This window comes from Lentzea miocenica, assembly GCF_033949945.1.
GTDB lineage: Bacteria > Actinomycetota > Actinomycetes > Mycobacteriales > Pseudonocardiaceae > Lentzea > Lentzea miocenica.
This window is the reverse complement of sequence record NZ_JAXAVW010000006.1, coordinates 232,148-257,223: the sequence shown is the minus strand read 5'-3', so window position 1 is coordinate 257,223 and position 25,076 is coordinate 232,148. Positions and strand designations below refer to the sequence as shown.

General features: G+C 69.3%; 20 protein-coding genes and 1 pseudogene. 8 read left to right on the top strand and 13 right to left on the bottom strand.

The features are described from left to right. Window positions 1-2: 2 nt before the first annotated feature. Window positions 3-1,025, bottom strand: a complete 1,023-nt coding sequence (locus tag SK803_RS10050; protein ID WP_319965558.1) for an alpha/beta hydrolase-fold protein — start codon at window positions 1,023-1,025, stop codon at window positions 3-5. A 52-nt stretch (window positions 1,026-1,077) separates the two neighbouring features. On the opposite strand from SK803_RS10050, the gene SK803_RS10045 reads away from it, so the two are divergent. The 5 genes from SK803_RS10045 to lnt all read left to right on the top strand — a co-directional run bounded on the left by SK803_RS10045 (window position 1,078) and on the right by lnt (window position 7,167). Continuing rightward, window positions 1,078-1,659: a TetR/AcrR family transcriptional regulator gene (locus SK803_RS10045; protein ID WP_319965557.1), complete on the top strand. Its 582-nt coding sequence runs from the start codon at window positions 1,078-1,080 to the stop codon at window positions 1,657-1,659. Window positions 1,660-1,705: 46 nt separating this feature from the next. Then, the gene (locus SK803_RS10040) at window positions 1,706-2,476 is read left to right on the top strand and encodes an SDR family NAD(P)-dependent oxidoreductase (protein WP_319965556.1); all 771 of its coding nucleotides are present in this window, start codon (window positions 1,706-1,708) and stop codon (window positions 2,474-2,476) included. A gap of 93 nt (window positions 2,477-2,569) precedes the next feature. Further along, complete coding sequence (locus SK803_RS10035; protein ID WP_319965555.1) at window positions 2,570-4,156, top strand: sigma-70 family RNA polymerase sigma factor; 1,587 nt, start codon at window positions 2,570-2,572, stop codon at window positions 4,154-4,156. Between the two features lie 64 nt (window positions 4,157-4,220). Further along, entirely contained in the window at window positions 4,221-5,669 is a 1,449-nt protein-coding gene (gene mptB, locus SK803_RS10030; RefSeq protein ID WP_319965554.1) for a polyprenol phosphomannose-dependent alpha 1,6 mannosyltransferase MptB, read from the top strand. Next, window positions 5,653-7,167, top strand: coding sequence for an apolipoprotein N-acyltransferase (gene lnt / locus SK803_RS10025; RefSeq protein WP_319965553.1), 1,515 nt, complete (start codon window positions 5,653-5,655; stop codon window positions 7,165-7,167). The genes mptB and lnt overlap by 17 nt, the downstream gene beginning before the upstream one ends. Here lnt and SK803_RS10020 read toward each other — a convergent pair. The 3 genes from SK803_RS10020 to SK803_RS10010 all read right to left on the bottom strand — a co-directional run bounded on the left by SK803_RS10020 (window position 7,132) and on the right by SK803_RS10010 (window position 10,239). Continuing rightward, on the bottom strand, window positions 7,132-8,043 hold the full coding sequence (locus SK803_RS10020; RefSeq protein WP_319965552.1) for an ArsR/SmtB family transcription factor: 912 nt from the start codon (window positions 8,041-8,043) through the stop codon (window positions 7,132-7,134). The genes lnt and SK803_RS10020 overlap by 36 nt on opposite strands. Window positions 8,044-8,242: 199 nt before the next feature. After that, the gene (locus SK803_RS10015; protein WP_319965551.1) at window positions 8,243-8,701 is read right to left on the bottom strand and encodes a peptidase inhibitor family I36 protein; all 459 of its coding nucleotides are present in this window, start codon (window positions 8,699-8,701) and stop codon (window positions 8,243-8,245) included. Window positions 8,702-8,802: 101 nt separating this feature from the next. Further along, window positions 8,803-10,239, bottom strand: coding sequence for a phenylacetate--CoA ligase family protein (locus SK803_RS10010; protein WP_319965550.1), 1,437 nt, complete (start codon window positions 10,237-10,239; stop codon window positions 8,803-8,805). Window positions 10,240-10,353: 114 nt separating this feature from the next. Here SK803_RS10010 and SK803_RS10005 point away from each other — a divergent pair, with 114 nt between their 5' ends. Together SK803_RS10005 and SK803_RS10000 are read left to right on the top strand one after the other, a co-directional pair. After that, window positions 10,354-12,006 (top strand): choice-of-anchor B family protein, encoded by a 1,653-nt coding sequence (locus tag SK803_RS10005; RefSeq protein ID WP_319965549.1) that lies wholly within the window; start codon window positions 10,354-10,356, stop codon window positions 12,004-12,006. 51 nt (window positions 12,007-12,057) lie between these two features. Beyond that, the gene (locus SK803_RS10000) at window positions 12,058-12,924 is read left to right on the top strand and encodes a hypothetical protein (RefSeq protein WP_319965548.1); all 867 of its coding nucleotides are present in this window, start codon (window positions 12,058-12,060) and stop codon (window positions 12,922-12,924) included. Window positions 12,925-13,031: 107 nt separating this feature from the next. On the opposite strand, the pseudogene SK803_RS46500 reads toward SK803_RS10000, so the two are convergent. The 7 genes and pseudogenes from SK803_RS46500 to SK803_RS09970 all read right to left on the bottom strand — a co-directional run. Further along, window positions 13,032-13,235: pseudogene (locus SK803_RS46500) on the bottom strand (AMP-binding protein); the annotation flags it as partial. A gap of 49 nt (window positions 13,236-13,284) precedes the next feature. Beyond that, the gene (locus SK803_RS09995; RefSeq protein ID WP_319965547.1) at window positions 13,285-14,562 is read right to left on the bottom strand and encodes a cation:proton antiporter domain-containing protein; all 1,278 of its coding nucleotides are present in this window, start codon (window positions 14,560-14,562) and stop codon (window positions 13,285-13,287) included. Window positions 14,563-14,577: 15 nt separating this feature from the next. Then, on the bottom strand, window positions 14,578-15,885 hold the full coding sequence (locus SK803_RS09990) for a cytochrome P450 (protein ID WP_319965546.1): 1,308 nt from the start codon (window positions 15,883-15,885) through the stop codon (window positions 14,578-14,580). After that, window positions 15,879-16,874: an alpha-hydroxy acid oxidase gene (locus SK803_RS09985; protein WP_319965545.1), complete on the bottom strand. Its 996-nt coding sequence runs from the start codon at window positions 16,872-16,874 to the stop codon at window positions 15,879-15,881. The genes SK803_RS09990 and SK803_RS09985 overlap by 7 nt, the downstream gene beginning before the upstream one ends. Continuing rightward, a complete protein-coding gene (locus SK803_RS09980; RefSeq protein WP_319965544.1) occupies window positions 16,871-18,415 on the bottom strand; it encodes an NAD(P)-binding domain-containing protein in 1,545 nt (514 codons plus the stop codon). The genes SK803_RS09985 and SK803_RS09980 overlap by 4 nt, the downstream gene beginning before the upstream one ends. 11 nt (window positions 18,416-18,426) lie before the next feature. Further along, window positions 18,427-19,806, bottom strand: a complete 1,380-nt coding sequence (locus SK803_RS09975; protein ID WP_319965543.1) for a class I adenylate-forming enzyme family protein — start codon at window positions 19,804-19,806, stop codon at window positions 18,427-18,429. Beyond that, window positions 19,793-21,337 carry an NAD(P)-binding domain-containing protein gene (locus SK803_RS09970; RefSeq protein ID WP_319965542.1) on the bottom strand — a complete coding sequence of 515 codons (1,545 nt, stop codon included), beginning with the start codon at window positions 21,335-21,337 and terminating at the stop codon, window positions 19,793-19,795. The genes SK803_RS09975 and SK803_RS09970 overlap by 14 nt, the downstream gene beginning before the upstream one ends. Before the next feature lie 63 nt (window positions 21,338-21,400). Here SK803_RS09970 and SK803_RS09965 point away from each other — a divergent pair, with 63 nt between their 5' ends. Then, window positions 21,401-22,897: an aromatic amino acid ammonia-lyase gene (locus SK803_RS09965; RefSeq protein ID WP_319965541.1), complete on the top strand. Its 1,497-nt coding sequence runs from the start codon at window positions 21,401-21,403 to the stop codon at window positions 22,895-22,897. 15 nt (window positions 22,898-22,912) lie between these two features. Here the strand turns inward: SK803_RS09965 and SK803_RS09960 are convergent, their stop codons facing one another. Both SK803_RS09960 and SK803_RS09955 read right to left on the bottom strand, forming a co-directional pair. Beyond that, window positions 22,913-24,157 carry a sensor histidine kinase gene (locus tag SK803_RS09960; protein WP_319965540.1) on the bottom strand — a complete coding sequence of 415 codons (1,245 nt, stop codon included), beginning with the start codon at window positions 24,155-24,157 and terminating at the stop codon, window positions 22,913-22,915. Then, window positions 24,154-24,801: a response regulator transcription factor gene (locus tag SK803_RS09955; RefSeq protein ID WP_319965612.1), complete on the bottom strand. Its 648-nt coding sequence runs from the start codon at window positions 24,799-24,801 to the stop codon at window positions 24,154-24,156. The genes SK803_RS09960 and SK803_RS09955 overlap by 4 nt, the downstream gene beginning before the upstream one ends. Between the last annotated feature and the right edge of the window lie 275 nt (window positions 24,802-25,076).

Below are 25,076 nucleotides of genomic sequence, written 5' to 3'. Positions count from 1 at the left end.
TATCAACGTGCCAACCTCTCCGCGAGCCATGCGAGTGAGAGCGGGTAACGGTAGTCGATCCCACCGTGTCCCGCGTCGAAGAGTTCGAAGTGGACCCGGTCGTCCGGTAGTCCGGTTTTCCTTAGCTGGGAACGGAAAGCTTCCGCACCGAGGTCGAGGAAGTACTCGTCGCTGCGGCCGGCGTCGATCCACACCGCCCGCAGCGAGCGCACCGCGTCCGCGTGAACGGGCACCATCCGGACCGGGTCCCAGTCGAGCCAGCGCTGCCACACCTCGGGCAGCACCACGCCGGTCACCGGGTCGAACGGCAGCTCCGGGGTACCGTCCTCGGCCGCCGAGAAGCACGCCGCGACACCGAGAACGCCGAGCAGCGTCATGTCCTCGGGTTTGGTGAACGACGGACGCGAGCAGAAGTCCGCCCACCACGTCCGGATGTCGTGGTCGTGCTCGCGCAGGCCGCGCACCGCCTTGCCGAAGTCCGCGAGGTAGCAGAGTTCGTAGAGCGAGTCGCCCGCGTGCGTGGCCAGCGCGCCGAACAGGTCGGGACGCAGCATCGGCGTGATCATCGCCCCGAACCCGCCCGACGACTTGCCCGCGATCGCGCGGGATTCCCGGTCCGGGATCGTCCGGTAGTGCGCGTCGACCCACGGCACGATCTCGTCGCACAAATACGAGTGGTAGCGGCCGGTCCCCGGTGAGTCGACGAACTGCGAACCGCCGTAGGAGGTCCACGCGTCCACGAACACGACGACGCAGCCCGGCGCACCGTCGGCGAACACGGCGTCGGCGGTCTCGATGAACGGCTGGCGGAACGGCATCCGGTTGGCCCACATCGACACGTGTCCGGTGTAGCCCTGGATGACGTACACAGCGGGGTAGCGCTCGGCGGACTCGTCGTAGCCCGGCGGGACGTACACCCACAGCGGACGCTCGTGCGGATCGCCGAGCGGGTTGCCGCGCAGCAGGTCGGAAACGACGGTGTGCCGGTCCAGCCGGCCGGCGAGCGGGCCCTCCCAAGGAAGCATGGGACCAGTCAACCACGGTGGACTGAGCGGTCCAGAACGTTAGAATCGAGGCATGGCACTCACGGTCAAGGGGCGCGCGACCAGGCAGCGCATCATCGAGGGCGCGGCGGCCTACCTGCGCAGCGACGATCCGGCCGGCGTGACGCTGGACGACATCCGGGCCATCACCGGCACCAGCAAGGGCCAGATCTTCCACTACTTCCCGGACGGCAAGGAGGAGCTCTTCCTCGCCGTCGCGCGCTATGAGGCCGACCGCGTGCTTGACGACCAGCAGCCGCACCTCGGCGCGCTGACCTCGTGGGCGGCCTGGGACCGCTGGCGGGACGCGGTGGTCGCGCGGTACCGCGCGCAGGGGCGGAACTGTCCGCTGGGGGCGCTGATGGGACAGGTCGGCAGCACACCGGGCGCGAACGAGGTGGTCACCGCGCTGCTCAACCGATGGCAGTTCCACGTCCAGGAAGGCATCGTCGAGATGCAGGAGACCGGGCTGGTGCGCGCGAGCATCGACCCCGATCGAGTCGCCGCCGCGTTCATCGCGGGCATCCAGGGCGGTGTCCAGGTGCTCAGATCTACCGGCGGCGTCGCGCATCTGGAAGCGGCGCTGGACACCCTCGTCGACTACCTCAAATCCTGAAGTTCTGGACTTTTTGGTCCAAAAATAGGTGCCTAACTTCGATGGCATGGCACAGCGACTTCAGGGCAGGACCGCCCTCATCACCGGGTCCACCAGCAACATCGGCCGTTCGATCGCGATCGCCCTCGCCGGGGAGGGCGCGCACGTCGTCGTCTCCGGGCGGGACGACGCCAGGGGAGCGGCGGTCGTGGAGCAGATCCGCGCGGAAGGCGGCCAGGCCGATTTCGTCCGCGCCGACCTCGACGGCACCGCCGCCGCCAGCCGGGCGCTCGCCTCGGCGGCCACCGACGTGCTGCGTGGCCGCGTCGACATCCTGGTGAACAACGCGGGCATCTACCCGGCGTCGACCACCCCGACGACCGACGAGGAGACGTTCGACCGCGTCTACGGCGTCAACGTGAAGGCGCCGTTCTTCCTCACCCAGGCCCTCGTCCCCGCGATGATCGGCGCCGGCGGTGGCGTGATCATCAACCTCGGCTCGTGGATCGCCCGGCTCGGCGTCCCGATCGGCTCCCTCTACAGCTCCACCAAGGGTGCGATGGAGACGCTGACCCGCGCGTGGGCCGCGGAGTTCGGCCCGCGGGGCGTCCGGGTCAACGCGATCTCGCCCGGCGTCGTCGTCTCGCCGGACTGGGACTCCGCGACCGATCACCCCGGCGAGGTGATGATGCACGGCACCCCGGCCGGACGTTCCGGACATCCCGACGCGATCGGCTCCGCCGCCGTCTACCTCGCGTCGGACGAATCGGCCTTCGTGCACGGCACCGTGATCGACGTCGACGGCGGCCGAACCGGTGTGGCGGTGGTCGCCGTGTGACCTGGGTCACCAATTCGCCCGGTTTCTGTGACCTGAGGTGAGACTGCCCGGTCTCCCATGACGTACAGAAAGTCGTCGGCGAAGGGTGTGGAAGTGACGGGTCGGGAGTGGCTGGGGCAGGTGGACGCGGAGCAGGTGGAGGCCGCGCGGGCCGGTGATCGGGCGGCGCTCGACGCGGTCGTCGCGGGCTGCCTGCCACTGGTCTACAACGTCGCCGGTCGGGCGCTGAACGCCGATGCCGACGTCGACGACGTGGTGCAGGAGACGATGTTCCGCGTGATCCGCGGCATCGACGCGCTGCGGGAACCCGATCGGTTCCGGTCGTGGCTGGTCGCCGTCACGATCAACCAGGTCCGCGAGCACTACCGCCGCCGCGACGCCGCACCCGCGCCGCTGGAGGAGTACGACAGGGCCGACCCCAGCGCCGAGTTCGTCGAGGTCGCGCTGTCCCGGCTGCACATGGCTCAGCAGCGGCGCGAGGTCGACGAGGCCGCACGCTGGCTGGACCCGGCCGACCGCGAGCTGCTGGCGTTGTGGACGCTCGAACGCGTCGGGCAGCTGACCCGCGCGGAGGTGGCCGACGCGCTCGACCTCAACGCGCACGCCGTCACGGTGCGGGTCAGCCGGCTCAAGGGCCGCCTGGAGACGATCCGGCACCTGGTCCGCGCCCTGTCGGCCGAACCGCGCTGCGCGGGGCTGGCGCAGGCGGCGCAGGGCTGGAACGGCGAGCCGAACCCGTTGTGGCGCAAGCGGCTCCTGCGGCACGTCGACGAGTGCGGGCGGTGCCGGCGCGGGGTCGCCGACGCGATGCCGGTCGAACGGATCCTGACCGGTGCCGCGCTGCTCACGGTCCCGGCGAGCTACCTGCCCCACCTGCTGGAGAACCTCGGCGGCCCCGCGCTCGACCAGGTCGCGCACGCCTACCACCTGGGCGCGGCCAAAGGCGACGCCGCCCACCTGGCCGAACCCGCGGGTTTCCTGGGCAAGGTGGCAGGGCTGACCAGCAAGCCCGTTCTCGCGGTGGCGGGTGCCGTAGCGGTGTGCGCGCTCGTCGGTGTCGTCGGAACGATGGTGCTGTTCCCGTCCGACCCGCCGGCCGCGGTGGCGAACCCGAACACTCCGGCGGCTGCCGCCGTCACGACCTCGTCGTCCGTCGCGGAAACCACCTCGTCCACCGCTTCGAGCACGCCGTCGACCACCACCACAACCACGACGACGACCACCACCCAGACGCCGGAACCGGTGCGGGCGGCCACGCCGGAGGAACGCGTCCTCGCGTTGATCAACGAGACCAGGGCCAAGGCAGGCCTGCCACCGTTGACCGTGGACCCGGCGCTGGTCGTCGCGGCCGAACGGCACACGAAGGCCATGATGACCAACGGCTGTGGGTTGTCGCATCAGTGCCCCGGCGAGAGCGGCCTGGGCGAACGCAGCACGGCGGCGGGCGTCAAGTGGAGTTCGGTGGCGGAGAACGTCGGCATGGGCGGTCCGGTAAAAGACACGGTCGAGGCGATCTCCAAGATGGCGCTCGGCCTGACCCAGGGGATGATCGACGAGAAGCCGCCGAACGACGGCCACCGCAAGAACATTCTCAGCAACTCGTCCACCCGCATCGGCATCGTGGTGATCCGCGACGCCAAGGGAACCGTGTGGATGACTCACGACTTCGCCGGGCGTTGACCGACTTCGGGCTAGAAAAGATCATCCTGTGGTCGTACGTGGGAACGCGACCACAGTCGGACGCGTGACGATCCGTCCGGAAAGCACTGTCTCCACCGTGCAGATGCCGTCGACCGTTGCTCAGCGCACGCCCGCGACCGTCACCACCGGAACCCCGGACGTCCTGCGATGGACGGGTTTCGGTGGCGCGGTCCTGCTCACCGCCGGAGCGTGGGCCACGAGAGCGGTACCGGTCGCCCTGGGCGCCGCGATCGCGGGTGCCGGGCTGGTCGTGCTGACGTGGGCACTGCTCGGCCGCGCCAGGCCGGACGCGACGTGGTTGCGGCGGACGTTGGCGTTGTGGTGCGGGCCGCTGCTGGTGGCGCCACCGCTGTTCAGCGCCGACGTGTTCAGCTACCTGGCCCAGGGCGAGGTGGCGGCGCGCGGGCTCGATCCGAACGTCGTCAGCCCGGCTGCCGGAGCCAGCGCGGAAGCGGTGGCGCGGGTCGGCGTCTACTGGCGTGAGACCCCGTCGCCGTACGGGCCGCTGTTCAGCACGGTCGAACGGGCGATCGCCCAGGTCACCGGCGGGGATCCGGTGCTCGGCATCGCGCTGTACCGGCTGGTCGCGGTGCTGGGTCTGCTGCTCGTCGTGTGGGCCGTGCCGAGGCTCGCGGAGATGGCCGGGACGTCCGAGCGCACGGCGTTGTGGCTGGGCGTGCTGAACCCGTTGGTCCTGTGGCACCTCATCGGCGGCGTGCACAACGACGCGTTGATGCTCGGCCTCATGCTGTCGGGCACCGTCGTCGCGTTGCACGCACTCGACGACCTCAGGTGGTGGCAGCTCACGGCCGGTGTAGTCCTCATCGGACTCGGTGCGCAGGTGAAACTGCCCGCGCTGGTCGCTCTCGCGGTGGTCGGCACGGCACTGGCCCGACGGCTGGGCGGCGGCGTGGTCAGGTTCGTGGGAGCGGGCCTGGGGATGGTCGCGGCCGCCGTCGGGGTGTCGGTCGTGACGTCGCTCGCCGGAGGAGCCGGTTTCGGCTGGGTGCAGGCGCTCGGGACGCCGTCGAAGGTCAACAGCTGGATGGCGCCGACCAACTGGCCGGGCTTTCTGGCGGGTGCGGTGTTCGGCCGGGAAACCGGTCAGGCGATGATTTCCTCGGCACGGATCGCGGGGCTCGTGCTGATCCTCTGTGGCATCGCGGTGGTGTTGAACCTCCAGCTGCGCGGACGGGTCTCTCAGGTGACGGCGCTGGGGATGATGATGAGCGTGATCGTGGTGCTGGGGCCGGTGATCCAGCCGTGGTACCTGCTGTGGGCGGCGCTGCCACTGGCCGCCTGCCTGCCGGTGGGGAAGTGGCGGACCAGGGTCGCGGTTCTCGTCGGCGTGTTCGCGCTGCTGGTGCCGCCGCTCGCGGGCAACTTCGCCGGCCGCGTGCCCGAGCTGGTCCTCGCCTACGTGCTCGGGATCGCCCTGGTCGGTGGCGCCTACTTCGTCCTGCGCCGGGTGCCCGTTGCCGTCCAGAACTGATCTCCTCAGGGTCGGTCTCCTCCGGGCCGGTCTCGTTCGGTACGGCGCGGCTGCCCTGGCCGGTGCTGGGCTGGCGCTGAGCTTCCCGCCGCGCACGTTCTGGTGGCTGGCGGTGCCGGCGTTCGTCGTGCTGTGGCTGACGCTGAACGGTGCGGGTGCCCGTCGCTCGGCCGGTCTCGGGTTCGTGTTCGGGCTGGCGTTCTTCCTGCCGCACCTGCGGTGGATCCAGCACTTCCTCGGCAACGAGTTCGGTCCCGCGCCGTGGCTCGTGCTGTCGGCGCTGATGGCGTTGTTCATCTCCGGGGTGTGCGCGCTCTTCCCGTTGGTCTCGCGGCTGCCCGCGGCCCCGGTGTGGGCTGCTTCGCTGTTCGTGCTGCAGGAGACCGCGCGGGGTCTGATCCCGTTCAACGGCTTCCCGTGGGGCCGCGTGGCGTTCGGCCAGGTCGACGGCCCGTTCGCGCGGCTCGCGGTGATCGGCGGCGCGCCGCTGGTGACCTTCGCGGTGGTCGTGACCGGGTTCGGGCTCGCGGCCTGGCTGCCCCGCGTGAAGGCCTCCTGGGCTCTGCTGCCGGTCGCTGCGGCGCTTGCCGTGGGCCCGCTGGTCGCTGTGGACGCACAGAACGGCCAACGGACCGTTGCCGTCGTGCAGGGCAACGCGCCGGACATCGGCCTTGGCCTGCTCACCGAGCAGAAGACGTTGCGCGCCAACCACCTGCGCAAAACAGCCGAGCTGGCCGCGTTGGTGCGGGGCGGCTCGATCCCGAAACCGGACCTCGTGGTGTGGCCGGAGAGCGCGACCAGGACCGGCGACCGCGACCCGGTGCTCGACCGCGCCGTCGACGACCTCGGCGTGCCCGTGCTGGTCAGCGCGCTGCGCAACGGCAAGAACTCGGTCATCGCCTGGGAACCCGGACGCGGCGCGGGGAAGTCGTACGCGAAGCAGGAGCTCGTCCCGTTCGCCGAGCACATCCCGCTGCGCTCGCTGGCCCGGCTCGTGACGCCGTTCGCTGATCAACCCGACCTCGAAGCCGGAACCGAACCCGGAGTGCTGGACATCGCCGGCACGCGGGTGGGCCTCGGCATCTGCTACGAGGTCGCGTACGACTACGTGCTGCGTGAAAGCGCGGCGGCGGGCGCACAAGTGCTGGTCGTGCCCACGAACAACGCCTGGTACGGCCGCGGCGAGATGACCTACCAGCAGCTCGGGATGGCCCGCCTGCGCGCCATCGAACACGGCCGTGCGGTCGTGGTGGCGGCGATCAGCGGGGTGAGCGCGGTCGTCCGTCCGGACGGGAGCGTGGTGCGGTCGACCGGGATGTTCACCGAGGACCTGATGGTGGACTCCGTGCCGCTGCGGACCGGCCTGACGTTCGCGACGAGGTTCGGCGGCGCGATCCACGTCCTGCTCACGGGTGCGGCGTTCGCCGCGTGCGTGGCAGGGCTGTGGATGCGCCGCCGGGCCTCAGTTGTTGCCGAAGTTGCTGCCCAGCAGAGCTGACCCGAGCAGCGTTCGTTGATGTAGTACCGAGATCCCCTGTCGTTCCGTGGTCAGCAGTCCCGCCTCTCGCAGCACCGTGGTGTGCCGGCTGACCGCGGACGCCGAAGCGCCCAGACGTTCAGCCAGCTCGTTGGTCGTGGCCCCGGCACCGACCGCGGCGAGCACCGCGGACCGGGTGTTGCCCAGCAACGCCGCCAACGCCCCTACCTGGCGGCGTCCACTCGCGAGCTGCCGCTGCCAGGTCCAGTCGTGGTGCACCGGATAGACAACGGTCGGCGGCAACCCCGGATCGGCCAGCGCCACCGGGGCTCGCCGGCAGAAGTACGACGGCACCAGCCGCAACCCCCGCCCGTTCAGGTGCAGATCCCGGTCGTACGCGTACTGGACCTCCAAGATCGGCGGACGCCAGTTCATCAACGGCCACATGCCCCGTAGCAGCCCCTCGGCCCCCGACGCGGCTCGGTGCAGGCGGTCCGTCTCGACCGCCTCGTCGATCAGGTCGCGGTACGGCTCGATCACCGCGCCGTGGTACCGGGAGAGCGTCTCGGTGAGTTCGGCCAGTGCGCCGTCGCAGCCCTCCGCCAGTGGACGTGTCCACGTGGGCGTCGGGGTGACGTCCGCGAGCAGCTTGAACTCCTCCCGCAACCGGGCACGTGGCGTCGACCGGATCGCGTCAAGTGCTGATGTCAGGCCGTTTGCGCCCTCCGGCGGTGTGAGGAAGTCCGGGAAGTACGGACCCAACGGCGCGAGCACGGACAACAGCCGCACGCCGGAACGGATCACCTGCGTGTTGCCGTTGCGCCGGATGTCGCGCAGCCACGGTTGCAACAGCATGCCGCTGTCGCCTTCGGTCAGCCTGTTCCGGCTGAACACCATCTCCCAGAGCGGATCGACCCTTTCTGCTATCTGCGTACGCTCCAGATCGCCAGGCGAAAAATGGATGCGCAACACAGCAACCTCCCCAGGCCCAGGTCACCGTGGAACACATTACCCGGCGTGTCACTCCGCCGAATTACGCAACGAAAACCGGACGTGAGGCCATTGCCTCACGCCCGGTTCTGTGATCAGCGCCGGATCAGCCGCAGCTGCCGCTGGTCCACTGGTGCGAACGCACCTGGTAGGTGCCGGCCAGGTCGCCCTTCTGCCCCTGCCTGGTGCAACCGATGCGGTTGTTGTACCCGGTGTTGCGGTAGAAGACGACGCCCGTCGCCGAGGACGTGCCCCGGTTGTAGACGGACTTGACCTCCTTGGTCGTGGCCCACGAGCACTTGATGGAGCCGGCCGTCCAGTCCGGGTCGGCCACCTCCCACATGCAGCGCCCACCGGTTCCGCCGAAGCCGTTCCAGAAGCAGACGTGGCCGGTGTTGCAGTCCCAGGCGGCGAGCGCCTGGCCGGTCTCGGTGTCGTAGGCAGCACCCACGGCGGCGGCCTGAGCGACCGGAACCTCCGCCTGCGCGCTCGGGGCAGCAAGCCCGACGACCATGAGCATCGCGAGCGGCATCAACGCCAGAAAAATACGCTGAACGAACCTCAAGGATTTCCTCCCTCACCCCATGGCTTGAATTCCGCCGATGTCACCTTAAGCAGAGAGAGGAATCCTGGAAAAGCTATTGCTCCGTAGCGCAAAAGCTCATTTCACGGCCGTCGGGTGTACCTGTGTTTCACGCCGGCCGGGAAGTACTCCGGATCGCCGGACGGCCGCAGCACGACCTCGGGCAGCTGGCGCTCGGCCGGGACGTAGTGCGCGAACTCGCTGTTGAGCCGCAGCAGCTCGTCCCTGATCGACGCCGCGATCACGGCGGCGTCGGCGGTCTGGCCGGGCGCGGTCTCCACGGTGATCCGCAGCGACCGGTCGCGGTCGGCGTCCTCGACCGACTCGATCACGAACTTGCCGGTCACCGTGTCGCTGATGCCCGGTTGTTCCAGGCCGACCGTCACGTTCTCCGGATAGACGTTCGCGCCGAAGAACGACACCGTGAACAGCGATCGCCCGAAGAGGAAGACGAACGGCAGCTCCGGTCCGGGCGGGGGAGTGAAGCCGTGCCCGGCGCAGAACTCCATCAGCTCGTCGTACCCGAGAATCCCGCCCTCGTCCGCGATTCGGTAGCGGATCAACGGAATCCCGCCGTCCGCGGTGAACACGAGCGTGCCGTCGTGCACCTCGAAGAACCGGCTGGCCGGGTCGTACTGCACGAGCGTCGGGAGCCGTGAGTCGCCGAAGACCTCCCGCGCCAGATCAGGCCGGAGCGCGAAGAACCGGCGAACGCCCACCGACAGCGCGGTCTCGTTGCCCAGCACGCCGGAATCCGCTGTGCCGTAAAGGGAAGCGATGTCACTGAGGGGATCGGCGACGCCCGCCCGCCGCGACACCAGATCCCGCCACTGCTCGCTGAACACCTCACCGGCCAGCACCAGCTTGATCCGGTACGCGGGCCAGTCGACGCCGGGCGTGTCGATGACGTCCTTGACGAACGGCGGGTAACCGAGGAGCACTACCTGCTCGAAGTGCGGCGCCAGTTCGGGCAGCACGCGCAGGATCTCCGCCTTGTTGTTACCGGGTGCCACCACGGTGATCGGGCAGCCCTTGGCCGCGAGATGCCGCACGCACGCTTGTGTGAACAGCCCGCCGACCCAGGTGCCGAGCGGGAAGCACACCACGGCCAGCGTCGTGCGTGAGTCCGCGTGGAACCCGTCCACCAGCACCTGCTCGAAGCGCCGCGCCACGTGCAACTCGTCCTCGAGGGTTCTCGGCCAGATCGTCGGCCGCCCGCTCGATCCGGACGAGACGGCGATCATGTCGCAGCTCGCGAGCGCGCCGTCGCGGCACAGCTCCGGCAACGGGTATCGCTCGTGATAGCTGGGTTTGTCGAGCAGCGGCAGCCGCTGAAAGTCGTCGAACGTCGTGATCGCCGCCGGGTCGATGTCGTTCTCCCGCAACAGCTTCCGGTAGGCGGGCACGGTCTCGGCGGTGCGCAGGAACAGGTCCAGCACCCAGCTCTCGGACTGAGGCGCGGAGGCCGCGAAGAAGTCGTCGAACGCCTGGTGCACACGGGTCTGCCGGCTGCTGTCCATGATCCGAGATTAGCGGGGGACCAGACGAACGAAGGTTCACGAGGAGTGGGCGCGGCTCCTACCGTGAGTACTTGATCGGAAACCCCCTGCTTTCCGGTGAAGGAGCACAACTACATGAAATCCCTGCGCATGGGCGCGCTGGCCGTCTTGACGGTCTCAGCGGTCGCCCTTTCGATGACGGGCGCATCCGCCCACGATCCGAACACCGCCGAGGGGCAGGCGGCGGCCAGAACGTTCCTGGCCGACCACCTCCCCGCCGACCGGCACGCCGTGACCGGGCAGGCCGCGGGCGTGCCGTGCGTCAACGGCAAGGCCGACATCTACCCCTGCAAGAACGTCGACCTGCTCAGCGTGCTGCCGCTGTCCTCGATGGGCGGTGGCAACGGCAACGACATCTGGGGCTGGACAGATCCGTCCTCCGGCAAGGAGTACGCGATCGTCGGCCGCACCAACGGCACCGCGTTCGTCGACGTCAGCACGCCGACGGCGCCGAAGTTCCTGGGCAACCTGCCGTCCAACGGCGGCAGCAGCTCGTGGCGTGACATGAAGGTCTACAAAGACCACGCGTTCATCGTCGCCGACTTCATCACCGGCCACGGCATGCAGGTGTTCGACCTGACCCGCCTGCGGACGATCACGACACCGCAGACGCTCACCGCCGACGCGCTGTACAAGGAGTTCGGCCCGGCGCACAACATCGCCATCAACGAGGAGACCGGGTACGCCTACGCGATCGGCTCCAACACCTGCAGCGGCGGCCCGCACATGGTCGACATCCGCACGCCGAAGTCGCCCAAGAAGGCGGGCTGCGTGGCACAGGACGGGTACACGCACGACAACCAGTGCGTGATCTACCGCGGCCCGGACGCCACCTACCGCGGCCGGGAGATCTGCTTCAACTCCAACGAGGACACGCTGACGATCGTCGACGTGACCGACAAGGCCAACCCGGTCCAGATCGTCCGCAAGGCCTACTCCGGCGCGCAGTACTCGCACCAGGGCTGGCTGACCGAGGACCAGCGGTACTTCCTGCTCGACGACGAGCTGGACGAGTCGCGCGGCACCGACAAGCGCACCAAGACCTACATCTGGGACCTCGCGAGCCTCGCGAACCCGGTGCACACCGGTGTCTACAACTCGCCCGCCACGGCGATCGACCACAACCAGTACATCAAGGGCAAGTACTCCTACCAGGCCAACTACCAGGCGGGCCTGCGCATCCTCGACGTCAGCAACATCGCCTCCGCGCAGCTGACCGAGGCCGGGTACTTCGACATCTACCCGGCGGCCAACGAGGCGAAGTTCAACGGGGCGTGGAGCAACTACCCGTACTTCGCCAGCGGCATCGTGCTGGTCAACGGCATCGAGCAGGGCCTCGTCGTGGTCAAGCCCAACCTCGGCGCCGTCGAACCGCCGCCCGCGGGTGGCAAGTTCGAGAACACCACCGACGTGTCCATTCCGGACGCGGGCGCCGCGGTGACGTCCGCGGTGAACGTGACCGGCCGGTCCGGCAACGCGCCGGCGACGCTGAGCGTGAACGTCGACATCAAGCACCCCTACCGCGGCGACCTGACGATCGACCTGGTCGCACCGGACGGCACGGCGTTCCGTCTGAAGGGCACGAGTTCCGACTCGGGCGACAACGTGATCACCACCTACACGGTGAACGCCTCGGCGGAGGCGGCCGACGGCACCTGGCAGCTCAAGGTCCAGGACACCGCCCGCGCCGACACCGGCTACATCGACGCGTGGAGCCTGCAGTTCTGAACCTGACGCGGGTGGGCGGCCTCGTCCGCCCACCCGCTCCTGGGAGTGATCATGCGCAAGTTGCGTTTCGTGGACTGGATCTTCGCCCTGGTCGCCGTCCTCGTCGTGGCGGGCGGCGGGGTGATGGTGTTCGCCAGGACCGCCGCACCCGTGCAGCACCAGAACATGGGACCCGTGGCGCCCGCGGCGCACAGCGACGGACTGTCCGATGTGGAGAGCGGCTACCGGTTCGAACCCGTGACAACGCCTCTTGCTCGCGGTACCGCGGTGCCCGTGGCGTTCCGGATCCGCGACGGCGCCGGCCAGGCCGTGACCAGGTTCCTGGACAACCAGACCAAGCAGATGCACTTCTTCGCCGTCCGCGAGGACATGAACGTGCACGAGCACGTCCACCCCGTGCTGGAAGGCGACACCTGGCACACCACCCTCACGCTGCCCGACGGCGGCGCGTACCGGATGTTCGCGGAGTTCGTGCCGCTCGACACCAAGGACGCACGGCACCCGGTCGTGCTCGGTGTGCCGTTCAGCATCCCCGGCGACACGACTTTCGTCCCGGTGCCCGCTCCTGCCGCTGATGCCACCGTGAGCGACGGTTACCGCGTCACGCGCGTGGACTCGCCTTCTCAACCAACCGCGTTGCGCGCGCAGCAGCTGAAGTTCTCGATCCGCGGCCCCGACGGCGTTCCGGTGAGCGCCCTGGAACCCCACCTCGGCGCGAACGGGCACATGACCGGCTTCCACACCATGCTGCTGTCCGCCACGCACCTGCACCCGGTCGAACTCGCGGGCATTCCGCTGACCAACGGGGAACTGAGCTTCCAGGCGGTGTTCGCCGACCGCGGCGAGTACCGGCTGTTCCTGGAGTTCGCCCACGGCGGCAAGGTGCACAAGGCCGCGATCACCATCGACGTCCTCTGATCCACTCGCGGATCGCGGCCGCCGGCGTGCTCGTCGCTCCCGAGGTCGTCACGCGGCGAGCCGGCAAAGGCAGTGAGCGCCTCGAACTCCTCCCCGCTCACCACCACGCGCAACGACGCCGGGAGCTTCGGCAGCTGACGCGGATCGGTGATCACGAGCGACGGCTCGCAGTCGTGCAGCAGCTGCCGAAGCTCGGCCTCTGTCGCGTACGGACTCAACAACACGCACACCGCCGCGGCCCGCGCCACCGCCAGCACCGCTTCGACCAACTCCACGCTGTCGTCGAGCAGCGGGGAGCCCAGTTCCCCCATCTCTATAACTTCAGTGCTGACTAATCTCAATCCTTCGCCGACCCGGGGTTCACTTGACCGTGGCCGGCGCGGGTTTGACATCCGCCTGTGCTTCCAGGTGATCGGACAGGGACGCGCGGTAGATCGGCATGGCCGCCGCGGTGGTGACGATCGCGACCAGCACGAGGATCGCGAACATCTCCGGTGTCACCAGGTCGTAGGCGAGGCCGATGTTGATGAAGATCAGGATCATCAGGCCGCGCGCGTTCATCAGGCCGCCTACCGCGGAGGCGTAGCGCCACGAGAAGCCCTGTGCGCGCACGACCAGGCCGCAGCCGAGGTACTTGCCGGCGAACGCGGCCAGCATGATCACGGCGAGCGGGAACCACAGCGCTCCGCCCGCGCCGAAGCCGGAGACCTGGGTGTTGAGGCCGCTGAAGGCGAAGAACACCGGTAGCAGCAGGATCGAGTTGAGGTCGGTGAGCTTGGTTTCGAGTTCGTGGCGGATCACCTTCATCTTGGGCATGGCGAGGCCGGTGATGAAGCCGCCGAAGACCGAGAAGACGCCGATGAAGTCGGTGAACCAGCCGGCGAGCAGGACGACGAGCAGGATGATCGCCATCATGTCGCGGCTGAGCTTGCCGTCGCGTTCGGCGCGTTCACCGAGTTTGGCGAGCCATTTGCGGCCGACCGTGAGCATCAGCACCGCGAACAGGGCGGCGCCGCCGATGGTGCGCAGGGCGCCGGCGGGGCTGCCGGAGGTGCCGACCGCGATGATCAGGGCGAGGAAGCCCCACGCCACGGCGTCGTCGATCGCCGCGGCTACCAGGGTCAGGCCGCCGATCGGGGTGTTGGCGATGCCGCGTTCCTGGAGGATCCGGGCCAGCATCGGGAAAGCGGTGATCGACAGGGCGCCGCCGAGGAACAGCATGAACACCCACAGGCTCGACCCCTCGGGGCTGAGCGAGTCGAAGAAGATCACCGCGGCGCCCGCGCCGAGCAGGAACGTCGGCACGATGCCGGAGACGGCGAGCACTCCGGCTCGTCGTGCGTTGGCGCCGGCGGTCATGCCGTGGTCCAAAGAGGACCCGACGAGGAACATGTAGAACGTCAGGCCGATGGTGCTCAGGACGTACAGGGTGCTTTTGACGTCGGAGGGGAAGAGCTGGGCCTGCACGCCGGGCGCCACGGCACCGAGCAGTGCCGGGCCCAGCAGGACGCCGGCGACCATCTCGCCGACGACCCTGGGTTGCCGGACCAGCATGGCGAGGCGGCCGCACACCGTCGTCGCGACGAGCACCACCGCCAGTGCGGCGAAGACTTGCAAGGCGAAGTGGATCTGGTTCACCGGGATCTCCTGGGGTTAGTGCCGGACCGGGCAACCCTGCGTGTCGTGCGTGTCGAAATACCGGCCCGCCAGCCGCTGCCGGTGGGCGTGCAGCACCATCGCGGTGCCGAGCACGAGCTGGACGACGCTGCGCCAGACGTCCTCCCAGCGGTCGCGCAGGCGCATGAAGGCCAAGCGGGAGCGGGGAATCGTGCCGTCGCGGACGAGCAGGCACGGGCCGCGGCTCGGCAACGAACGGGTGTGCGTCACGGAGGAGTGCAGCGTCACGCGGCGCAGCACCACTCTTGTGGCGGCGCGCATCGCGATCGGGGAGAGCCGCCACGCCGGGCAGGGTCGGTTGGCGGCGATGCCGAACGGGATGTGGTGCTCGTTGCGGGCCGCGGTGTGTTCCCAGCGGCCGGGGTCGAACTCGTCCGGGTTCGGGTATCCGGTCGAGTGGTAGGCGGGATAGTTGAAGCACAGCACCGAACCGGCCGGGAACGTCGTGTGCTCGTCGAGTTCGATGTCGGCGGTCGTGATGCGGTGTGCGATGCCGAACAACGGGTACAGGCGGAAGGTTTCGTCGAGCACGTGGGTGAAGTACCTGTCGTCGTCGGGGTTCTCCGCGAGTCGTGCCGCGACCTCGGGGTGCTGGGCCAGTGCGAGCAGCAGGTGCGCCATCGCCTCGGACATCTGCACGACGGCGGTGTTGAAGTAGGTGCCCTGCAGGTAGTGGACCTGCTCGGTCTTGGACAAGGTTGCGGGCAGCGGGTGCTGGACGTCCGCGAGCCGTTGCTCCAGATACCGGGTCAGGCGGGCGCGGCGGGCGGGGTGGCGCAAACCGGTGCACTTCAACGAGGTCACGACGTCGTCGGCGTGCCCGACGATCAGGTCACGGGCCGGGCGCGGGCACGGTTCGCCGAACACCAGCTCGTAGAAGTACTCGGCCCAGATCGGCATCATCAGCTCGCGCAGCCGGACGTGGGTGACCGATCCGGCCAGTGCCTCGTCCAGCACGCGGCCGGTGCAGTTCCTGGCCAGCGCCGACAGGGTTTCCGCTGGTCCGGCGAGGAACGTGCGGGTCGCGCGCGCCACGTCGTCGTAGCGCGGCCCGGGCTCCAGGTGTTCCTGGTGCACTTCGGGGCCGGGGGAGAGCCAGTACCAGAACAGGTCCGACAGCCCAGCGCCCTTGCTGCGGCCGTTCGCGGCGGGGTGGCTGTAGAGCTCCAGGAAGCGGTCCGGGCCCACCTGGTCGTTGGGGAACGTGATCGCGTTGTCGCCGTTGACCTTCTCGAACACCTTGGCGCGCAACGCGACCACGCGCGCCGGCAACCAGCTCAGCATCGGGCCACCACCATGTCGTGGCTCAACTCCCCGCCGCACATCGCGAGGACGTGCTCGAACTCGTCCCGCAGCACGCCGAGGACCCGGTGCACGCCCGCCTCACCATCGGCGGCGAGCCCCCACAACACCGGCCTGCCGATGCCGACCGAAGAAGCCCCCATCGCCAGCGCCAGCGCGATGTCACCTCCACTCCGGACACCGCCGTCGAGCACGAGCGGAACCCGCCCGCCCACCGCCTTCACCACTGCGGGCAACGCGTCCAGTGCCGCCGGTACGACGTCGAGCTGGCGGCCGCCGTGGTTGGACACGAAGATCCCCGCCACTCCGTGCCCGACCGCGAGCACCGCGTCGGCGGGGTGGAGAACTCCCTTCAACCACACCGGGAGCGATGTCGACGCGCGCAACCGGTCGACGTCCTGCCACGAGAACGCCGCCATCTCGATGTCGCGCGGACCGGCGACACCGGCGAGATCGCGCATGTTCTCCGCCGCCAAGCCGGAAGGCAGGTCGTGGAACTCATTGGCGATGTCCCTGCGGTGCCTGCCGAACACGGGGGAGTCGACCGTGACGACCAACGCCTCGCATCCGGCTTGTTCCGCCCGCCGCACCAGGGCTTCCGTGACGCGCGGATCCGGTTGGAGGTACAGCTGGAACCACACGGGCCCGGTCGCGGCCGCCACGACGTCGGCGATCGGCACGGTCGAGGCCATGCTCGACACCAGAACCGTGCCTTCCGCGGCCCGCGCCGTCGCCAGTTCGCCGTCGGGGTGAGCGAGTTTGTGGAAGGCGGTCGGCGATATCAACACGGGGAATTCCGCGCTGTTTCCCTTGCCCCGCAACACCCGTGGCAGCAGGGCGTGGCGCCGGAACGCGGCCTCGTTGTCCGCGAGCACGATCTCGTCCCCGACCCCGCCCGCGAAGAAGTCGTAGTGGACGGGGTCGAGCACCGCGCGTGCCTTGTCGTGCAGCTCCGCGAGCACCGGGTTCACCGGAGGTACGCCCGCAGCGGCGCCTTGTGCACCTTCTCGCTGTCCCACTCGTTGTCGAGGTTCTCGGTGACGTGGTGCTCGTCGACCAGCTCACCGGCGCGGAACCGGCGGACCACCGGGTGCAGGTAGCGGCCGTCGAGCCCGCTGGTGTCCTGCTGCGAGTTCCGTCCGGCGGTGATGTCGAACGGGTTGACCTTGTCGTGGTCCGCGCCGTACTCCAGCGTCACCGTCAGGTAGGTCTCGACGTCACCGAACTCGCCCCGCGCCACGGCCTCGTGCAGGTGCGCGACCGGCACCTCCTCGACGTACCGGACGGTGCCGTCGGGAGCGATCAGCACCGCGTCGGACATGAACGCGAACAGCTGCCACAGCGCGGAAGTCCGGTTGACCCGCTCGATGATCGCCTCGGTGACGTCCCCCGCGGCCACGGCGCGGCTGGGCCAGTCCACGCCGTGATACCGCTGTTCCACGATCCGGTGCAGCGCGCGGACGCCGTAGCGGAAGCCGTGGATGAACCCGCTGGTCGACTTCTTGAAGTCGCGCATCTGCGTGATCGTGCCCGCGAAGAACAGGTCCGGGACGTTCACCGACTCCCACGCCGCGGTCTGGTCCGGGAAACGCGAGTTGATCGTGAGCCGCGGCCGGCACTCCGGCGCGAAGATCGAGGCGTCGAACCGGAACCCGGTCGCGAGGATCACCCGGTCGTAGCGGATCTCCTTGATCACCTCGTCGACCCGCTGGAAGCTGACCTTGACGAGGTAGCCGTCGCCGTCGCGCCGGATGCCCGCGATGTGCCCGTCCAGCAACGCGTTCTGCGACTTGAGCTGGTAGGTGTCGAGGAAGTTGTTGTTGACCGCGCGCAGGTGGCCGACGAAGTGGGTCTGCCACGCCAGCTTCAGCGAACCGGGGCCCGCGACGTGGATGACGGACGTGGTCTCCATCAGGGCGTCCGCGGTCTCGAACGCCGAGTTGCCGCGCCCGATGATGAGCACCTTCTTGTCGGTGAACTCCGCCGGGTCCACCGACACGTCGTAGTAGTGCTCGGCGTGCTCGACACCCTCGATGTCGGGCACGTACTTCTGGGAGACGCCGGTGGCCACGATGATCCGCTTGGCCCGGTAGGTGACGCCATGCTGGTCGCGCAGCACGAAGTCGTCCGGCCTGCTCACCGATACGACGCGGGTGTCGTAGCGGATCGGCAGGTCGTTCTTGACGGCGAAGTCGCCCAGGTAGCGGACCATGTCGTCGGCGTTGGGGAAGTAGCGCGGCGTGTAGCCGGTGAACAGCAACTCGGGATCGTCGCTGAGCAACGAGTTCCAGTCGACGCGCAGGTTGAGCTCCGGATCGTCCCAGCCGGTGTAGATCTTGTTGATGGAGATCAGCTGCCGGTGCCGGGGGAAGCGGGTGAAGAACGTTCCCGCCGCCGGTCCGCCCTCCAGCACCAGGTGGTCACGTCCGGCCTGCTTGAGCAGGTAGGACGCCTGCAGCCCCGCCGGACCGGCGCCGATCACGAGACATTCGGTCGAAACCTCGCTGGACACGACTTCTCTCCTCACGCGGTGTTCACCAATTTGGCCAACTGGCGCTTGTCGGGTTTGCCGCTCGGGGCGACAGGAGGTTCGGCGATCGCGGTGACGTGAACAGGAGCGCACGCCGCGCCCAGCCGTTCGGTCACCAGCTGCCGCAGCTCTTCCAGTTCGGGAACGCGATCACCTTTGGGCACGACGAATGCGTGCACCGCTTCGCCGGTGTCGTCGTCCGGCGCCGCCACCACGTAGGCCTCGGCGACGTCCGGGTGCTCGGCGATGACGTGCTCGATCGGGCCGATGTGGTGCAGGTTCGCGTTGACGATCACGACGTCCCTGGCCCGGCCGGTCAGGTGCAGGTAGCCGTCGGCGTCGAACCTGCCCAGGTCGCGGGTGCGGATCCACCCGTCCACGAACACCTCGGCCGACTCCTCGGGGTTCGCCCAGTACCCGCTCGCCTGGCCGGGCGTGCGGACGAACAGCTCGCCGTCGCGGACCTCCACGTCGACCGGTGGCCTCCCGACCGTGCCGGGCGGATCCGCGGGCGTGGCCATCGAGATCATCCCGGTCTCGGTCTGGCCGTAACCGTGGAACAGCACCGGTCCCAGCACTTCCAGGGCTTCGCGGTGGCGTTCGGTCGTCAATGGTGAGCCCGAGACCAGCAGCGCCCGCAACGTCGACAGGTCGGCGGGGGAGCGGCGCTGGCCGGCGACGAGCTTCGCCAGGCCGGGCACGGTGATCACGCGTGCGGTCGCTCGGTGTTGCGCGATGGCGCCGGGGTTGTCGGCGACGACGACCGTGCCACCGGCGGTCAGGGTGAGGATCGCGTACTCGAACATCACCTGGCTCGACAGCGATCCGAACACCAGGTAGCGGTCAAGCCTGCTGGCGAGTTCACGGATCGCGGGCGGCCACGCGTCGGGCCGGGCGGTCCACGCGTTCGTCATGGACGCATAGGTCTGAGCGCAGGCTTTGGGTGCACTGGTGCTGCCGCTGGTGTGGATGAGCCGGGCGATGTCGCCGGGCCGGCCAGCGCAGCGCAGTGGTTCGGCCGGATGCTCGGCGAGGTCGTCGGTGTCGCGGACCACGAGCTTGATGTCGAGGCTGAGCAGGTGTTCGACCTGTGCGTCGGTCAGTCCTGGCCGCACGCCCACGACCCGTGCACCCACCGTGTGCGCGGCCAGGATCGTGGCGAACGCCTCCGGGTCGACGCCCTGGAGCAACGCGACCCCGTCACCGGGGCCGAGTCCGTTGGCGCGCAACCCGGTCGCGATCCGCGAGACGAGGTCGAGCATCGCGGTGCCGGTCACCACGCGGGTGCCGTGCTCGAACACCGGCCGGTCCGCGGCGGCGCCGAGCACGTCGAGCACCGCGCGCGGGAACGCCTCGGCGTCACGCGCCGGCAAGGCATTCCTTCACGAACACGGCCAGCGGCTGCTGGTGCACCTCCGGCAGGTCCCAGTGGTTCTCCAGGTTCTCCGCGAGGTGGTGGGTCGCGGCGAGCACGCCGTGGCGGTAGTGGCGGACCACCGGGTGCAGGTAGCCGGCGTCGGCCGCGTTCACCGGGTCGTTCTCGGCGACGCGCGGGACGGTGATGTCGAACGGGTCCACGGTGTCGTGGTCCGGCCCGTACTCGAGCGTCGCGACGAACCGGTGCTCGGCCGGGCCGAGGCCGCGGTCGGCCACGTACGCGACCGGCACTTCCTCCTCGTACCGCGCGGAGTCGGCGTCGACGGTGACGACGTCGCCCATGACCGCGAACTGCTGCCACAGACACGACGACGTGTTCACCCTGGCGACGAGCGCGTCGCTGATCGCCTCCGGGGACAGCTCCAGATCCCTGCCGGGCCACGGGGTTTCGTGGTTGCGGGCGCTCAGCACGCGGTGCAGCGCGCGTGCGCCGTAGCGGAATCCGTGGATGAACCCGCTGGTCGACTTCTTGAAGTCACGGGACTGCGTGATCGTGCCGGCGAAGTACAGGCCGGGGATGTTCGTCGACTCGAACGCCGAGGTCTGCCGCGGGAACCGGTCCTTGATGATCAGCGCCGGCCGGCAGTTCTCCGCGAAGATCGAGGCGTCGAACCGGAAGCCGGTGCACGCGATGATCCGGTCGTACTCCAGCTCGCGCAGCTTCTCGACCGTGCGGGCGTAGCGGAACTGGATGCGGAACCCGCCCTCCGGCCGCGGTTCGACGCGTTCGACCGAGCCGTCGATGACCGCGTTCTCGCTCTTGAGCTGGTAGGTGTCGAGGAAGTTGTTGTTGACCGCGCGCAGGTGCCCGACGTAGTGCGTCTGCCAGGCGAGCTTCACCGAGTGCGGCCCGGCCACGTGGATCACGGCCGCGTGCTCGACCAGTGCGCCGGCGGTTTCGAAACCCGAGTTGCCCTTGCCGATCACGAGCACCCGCTGGTCGGTGAACGACTCCGGGTCGGTGTCGAAGGTGTCGTAGCGTTCGACGTGCTCGATGCCGGGGATCTCCGGCACGTACAGCTGTGAGACCCCGGTGGCCATCACCAGGTTCCTCGCCCGCCAGGTCTGTCCACCGCTGGCGGTGACGACGAACTCGCCGCCGTCGCGTTCGACGGTGGTGACATCGATGTCGTACTGGATCTTCAGAGTGGCCGCGCAGTCCTGGAGGTACCGGACGATGTCGTCGGCGTCCGGGAAGTACTTCGGGCTGTAGCGGGTGAACAGCAGGTCCGGATCGTCGAGCAGCAGCGAGTTCCAGTCCATCCGCATGCGTCGTTCCGGATCCTTGGACCCCGTGTGGACCTTGTTGATGGAGATCAGCTTGCGGTGCCTCGGATAGCGGGTGAAGAACGTGCCGGCCCCGCTGCCGCGTTCGAGGACGGCGTAGTCGCGACCGTCCCGCTCCAGCAGTGCGGCGAGCTGCAAACCGGCCGGTCCCGCGCCGATGATCAGGTAGTCGTGCGCCATGGACGGGGAAGCTACCCACGCGATCTCAGAACTTTCTGAGATCGGCTGCCTACCGTCCGTGCCGTGACCACGACCGCTTCAGACACGTCCGTGGACCTCGGTTCGCCGCTCGCCATCACCGACCTGCTGCGGGCTTCCGCGCCGCTGCACGTGCGGTTCGGGGCACTTGTCGCGGACCGCGTCGCGGAGGGCCGCGCGTTCCTGCGCACCGTGCTCGCCGACGACGAACGACCGGTGTACGGCGCCAAAACCGGGTTCGGCGCCCTGGTGGGCTTCGCGGGCCGTGCCTCCGAGGCTGACCAGTGCGACAACACCCTGGCACACCTCGGTGCCGGCCAAGGCCCCGACCTGCCACTGGACATCGCCCGCGCCGCGATGCTGGTGCGAACCTGGTCGCTCGCCCAGGGCCTGTCCGGGGTGTCCGCGCACGTCGTGGACGGGCTCGCGGCGATGTTCGGAACCACCTTCGTGCCGGCGATCCCGCGCTACGGATCCGTCGGCGCCAGCGGTGACCTGATCCCGCTCGCCTACGCGGCCCAGGCGTTGCGCGGCCGCGGGCACGCATACCTCGACGGCGTCCGGCTGCCTGCCGCGGAGGCGTTGGCGTCCGCGGGACTGTCACCGTTGCAGCTCGACGGCCGCGACGCGTTGGCCTTGGTCAACGGCACGTCCGTCACCACCGCCGCCACGGCTCTCGCGCTGTCGTCAGTGCGTGCGTCGCTTCGTGCCGTCGCGGACCTGACCTGTCTGCTGGTGGACGTTCTCGGCGCCGACCCCGGGTTCCTGGATCCGCGGCTGATCTCCGCGTTCGGTCACGCCGGTGCTGTCGCGGTGGCCGCGGACATGCGCGGGTTGCTGGACGGAACGAGTCCCAGCGGATCGCGGGCGTTGCAGGAGCCGTACAGCATCCGGTGCGCGCCGCAGCTGGTCGGTGCGGCCGAGGACGCGTTGCGTTACGTGGACGGCGTGGTCGCGGCGGACCTCGGCGGGGTCAGCGACAACCCGTTGTTCTTCCCCGGCGACGACCTGGTGGCGCACGGCGGCAACTTCTTCGGCCAGCCCGCCGCGTTCGCCGCCGACGTGCTGGCGATGGTCACGGCGTCGCTGGGCAACCTGGCGGAACGGCAGCTGGACCTGCTGGTCGACCCGGCCCGCAACACCGGCCTGCCACCGATGCTGGCCGCGGGACCCGGTCAGCAGCACGGGTTGCAGGGCGTGCAACTGGCCACGACCGCGTTCATCGCCGAGATCCGGCGCAACGTGCTGCCGGCCAGCACGCAGAGTCTGCCGACGAACCTGCACAACCAGGACGTCGTGCCGTTCGGCACCCAGTCCGCGTTGCGTGCCTACGACCTCGCTGACCTGCTGCGGTTGCTGTGCGGCTCGCTCGCGTTGGGGCTGCGGCAGGCCGTGTACGTGGGTGGGAGGCGACCGACGGCGCCGCGCTGTGCCGCGCTGCTGGACGCGCTCGCCGACGCGATCGAGCCGGTGGACCCGGACCGGCCGCTCGACGTGGACGTGCGGGTCGCCGCGGACGTGGTCACCGGGAGGCGGTGGTGAGCACGGCAGGGGTGATCACGGGCAGGCGGACGTGATCCTCTCGCGCGGCGGCACCGATTCCCTCCCCGTCATCGGCAACCTCAGCGTGAAGCGAGCGCCCCTGCCCGGATGCCCGAACGCCTCCACCGTGCCGCCGTGCCCGGCCACGATCTCCTGGACCAGAGCCAGCCCCAGCCCGAACCGCTTCTCGCCGTGCCCGTGCCGGAACCGGTCGAAGAGCCGCTCGGCCTCCACCGCCTCGAACCCGTCCCCGGTGTCCGCGACCGTCACCTCCGCGTGCCCGTCCCGACGCGCCACCCGGACCGAGATCCGTCCTCCTTCCGGCGTGTGCCGGACCGCGTTGGCCAGCAGTTCGTCCACCGCCCGCCGCAACGCGGTCTCCACGCCGAACACCACCAGCGGACCACTCGGAAGCTCCAGGGACAGCGCGATCCGGCGTTCCGCAGCTCGTTCGCTCTCACCCGCCACCGCGGACTCGGCCACCGCGGCGAGGTCCACGGGCTGCCCGTCGAACTCCCGGTTGAGCTGCGCCGACAGCAACAGGTCGTCCACCACGTCCGACAGCCCGCGAATCGACCGGGCGAGCGCGTCGAGGCCGTCGCGCTGGTCGTCGGGCAGGTCCGCGGCCGACGACAGCAGTTGGGCGCGCAGGTACGCCCGCGCGATCGGGGTGCGCAGTTCGTGGCTCGCGTTCGTGACGAACTGCCGTTGCCTGGCCAGCGCCTCCGCCAGCGGACCGACCGTGCGGCGGCTCACCCCGAGGCCGATCAGCGCCGCCGCGAGCAGTCCGCCCACCTGCGCGATCCCCAGTGCCAGCAACAGGTGGTGGCGGTCGGCCAGCAGGTACCGCATGTCGAACACCGCCTGCACCGTCGTGGAATCCGCGCCGGGTGTCGTGAGCACCATGTACTCCGTGCCGTTCGCGGACACGTCACGCTCCACCGCGGCACCCGACGACCGCACCGCGTCGAGATCACCGCGCAACGGGAACCCGCCCGGCACCGTCAGCACGCCCTCGTCGAGCACGCCGTCCTCCAGCACGAACACCCAGGCGCACCGGGGCGCGACGTCGGGCACGCCGAACCGGGCGTTGTACCGGAGTTCGCGCGCCACCTGCGTTTCCTGCGCGTGCACCATGACCACGTACGCGATGGCGCCGACGAACGCGATCATCACCGTGATCGCCAGGCCCACCAGCACGCTGACCCGCAGCCGCGCCCGCCGGACCTCCGCGCGTTCGGCCTCGGCCCACGTCGTCACAGCGCCCCCAACCGGTAGCCGACGCCCTGCACCGTCCGCACCACCGTGCGCCCCACCTTGGACCGCAGGTAGTGCACGTAGGTGTCCACAATGGACGGCGATGGGGCGTCCTGGAAGACGGTCCGCCGCAGCGCGGCCCGCGTGTGCACGGTGTCGGGGTGGGTGGCGAGCACCCGCAGCAGCGCGAACTCCCTGGCGGTCAGCGGCACCCGTTCGCCGTCGGGCAGCACCACCTGGTGTTGCTCCAGCTCGAGCCGGCCTGCGCCGATCCGCAGCACCGCGGCCAGTTCAGCGGCTCGCCGGTACAACGCCCGTAGTCGCGCCCGCAGCTCGCCCAGGTCGAACGGTTTCATCAGATAGTCGTCCGCACCGGCGTCGAGCCCGTCGATTCGATCGCGAACAGTGCCCATTGCCGTCAAAACCAATGCCTGCGTTCGCACGGACCGGGAACGCAACCGGGAAAGGAGATCGAGCCCGTCGAGAACGGGCAGTCCACGATCTATCACGACCACGTCATATGGCCGAGTCAGTGCGAGATGCAGTCCGCGTTGCCCGTCCAACGCGATGTCCACGACATGTCCGTCCCCTCGGAACACGGCGGAGAGCAACTCCACCAGCTCCCTGTCGTCCTCTACGAGCAGCAGGCGCACAGCACGAAGAATGGCACGCCGCCGGGGAGTCGGACCAGGTCATGGAGGTGGTGCAACAGCCAATGGACAGGCACGGGAGATGGTTCACAAATGTGACCGGACGGCAGGGTGCAGCGGTATTTCCGCTGTTCTGCCGCCGTGCGAAACGGTCGGTTGCGGCATTCGGCTCAGACCTCGATAAGTTCGCGCGGCTTTGCGATCGTGCCGGACCGGCAATTCAACGATAAACATGTGAACGGCGAGCCCGGCGTGACCTGCGATCAATCGTC